Here is a 1,654-nt window from a genome sequence, read left to right on the forward strand (position 1 = left end):
GTTGCGCCAGTTTGCGCTTGCTCATCACCGTGTGGCTTAAATTCAGACGCGCAAATTCAATTTGTTGCGGCAGCGGCCGTTTAAAAACGCCGGCGTCGGCGAGCGACTCCAGAATCCAATCGTACAGTGGACGATGATCTTCAAATTCAAGCGTGCACAGAGAATGGGTGATGTGTTCCAGTGCGTCCGAAATGCAATGCGAGTAGTCGTACATCGGATAAATGCACCACGCCTCGCTGGTTCGATAATGATGGGCATACCGAATCCGGTACAGCACCGGATCGCGCAGATTCAGGTTTGGCGAGGCCATATCGATTTTTGCGCGCAACACATGCTCGCCTTCCCTGAATTCGCCCGCGCGCATCCGGCGCAATAGCGCAAGATTCTCTTCCGGCGCGCGGGTTCGATAGGGGGAAGCGATACCCGGCTCGGTCAATGTGCCGCGGTTCGCGCGAATGGCTTCAGGCGATTGACTGTCTACATAAGCATGGCCGCGCTCGACCAGAATTTCGGCGCAGCGGTAAAGCGTCTCGTAGTAATCGCTCGCGTAATACAAATGTTCAATCCCCGCCTGATGCCAGGAGAACCCCAGCCAGCGCACCGCATCGATGATTGCAGCCACATATTCCGCGCTTTCCTTTTCCGGGTTGGTGTCGTCCAGACGCAAATGACACGCGCCGCCATAGTCGCGCGCAATCCCAAAATTCAGGCAGATGCTTTTGGCATGCCCGATGTGCAGATAACCATTGGGCTCAGGCGGAAAGCGCGTTGCAATACGCTCGCCCCATTTGCCAGAGCGCCGGTCGCGCTCGACAATGGTGCGAATGAAATTGGCCGTGGTTGGTCCTTCAGAGGAAATATCGCGCATGGGACACATCGATAGAGAGAGGCTGGAAAACCGGAAATTGTACTGAAACAGGCGTTTCAAGTGGCTTTTGCTATACTCAAAAAATGATTGCACAGCCTTCTCACATCGATTCAGGCAGAGCGCTGGAACTGGCGCGTCAGGTCATTGAAACGGAAGCGTCCGCGGTGTGCGCGCTTGCGCAGCGCTTGGGTCAGAACTTTGTCGATGCGGTTGAATTGCTGCTCGGCTGCGTCGGCAAGGCGGTCGTGTCCGGCATCGGCAAATCCGGCCATATTGCGCGCAAACTCGCCGCAACGTTGGCGAGCACGGGTACGCCCGCGTTTTTTGTGCATCCCGCCGAGGCGGGACATGGCGATCTCGGCATGATTGGCGCGCATGATGTGGTCCTTATATTGTCCAATTCCGGCGAGACAGAAGAATTGCTAAATATCATCCCGCGCGTGAAACGGCTTGGCGCGCGCCTGATTGCGATGACTGGTCGGCCCGAATCGAATTTGTCCAAACTGGCCGATGTGCATCTGGATATCCGCGTTGAGAAAGAAGCGTGTCCGCTGAATCTTGCGCCCACCGCAAGCACAGCCGCAGCGCTTGCGCTCGGAGATGCGCTTGCGGTCGCGGTCTTCGACGCGCGCGGCTTTAGCGCCGAGGATTTTGCCCATTCGCATCCAGGCGGCGCGCTGGGCCGCCGGCTGTTGATCTATGTGCGCGACGTGATGCACACGGGCGCGCGATTGCCGCGCGTGAACCTGCATTCAACCGTCTTTGAGGCCCTGTTTGAAATGACCG

Annotated in this window: 2 protein-coding genes; one reads left to right on the forward strand and one right to left on the reverse strand. The window is 57.3% G+C overall.

All coding sequences use genetic code 11. The features are described from left to right. On the reverse strand, positions 1-868 hold an 868-nt coding region (locus CAGGBEG34_RS09380), incomplete at its 3' end, for a glutamate--tRNA ligase family protein (RefSeq protein ID WP_042688536.1). Between the two features lie 83 nt (positions 869-951). Here CAGGBEG34_RS09380 and CAGGBEG34_RS09385 point away from each other — a divergent pair. Next, positions 952-1,654, forward strand: a 703-nt coding sequence (locus CAGGBEG34_RS09385; protein WP_042688537.1) for a KpsF/GutQ family sugar-phosphate isomerase, incomplete at its 3' end; no start/stop codon positions are given.

This window comes from Candidatus Glomeribacter gigasporarum BEG34, from assembly GCF_000227585.1.
Classification (GTDB): Bacteria; Pseudomonadota; Gammaproteobacteria; order Burkholderiales; family Burkholderiaceae; genus Glomeribacter; species Glomeribacter gigasporarum_B.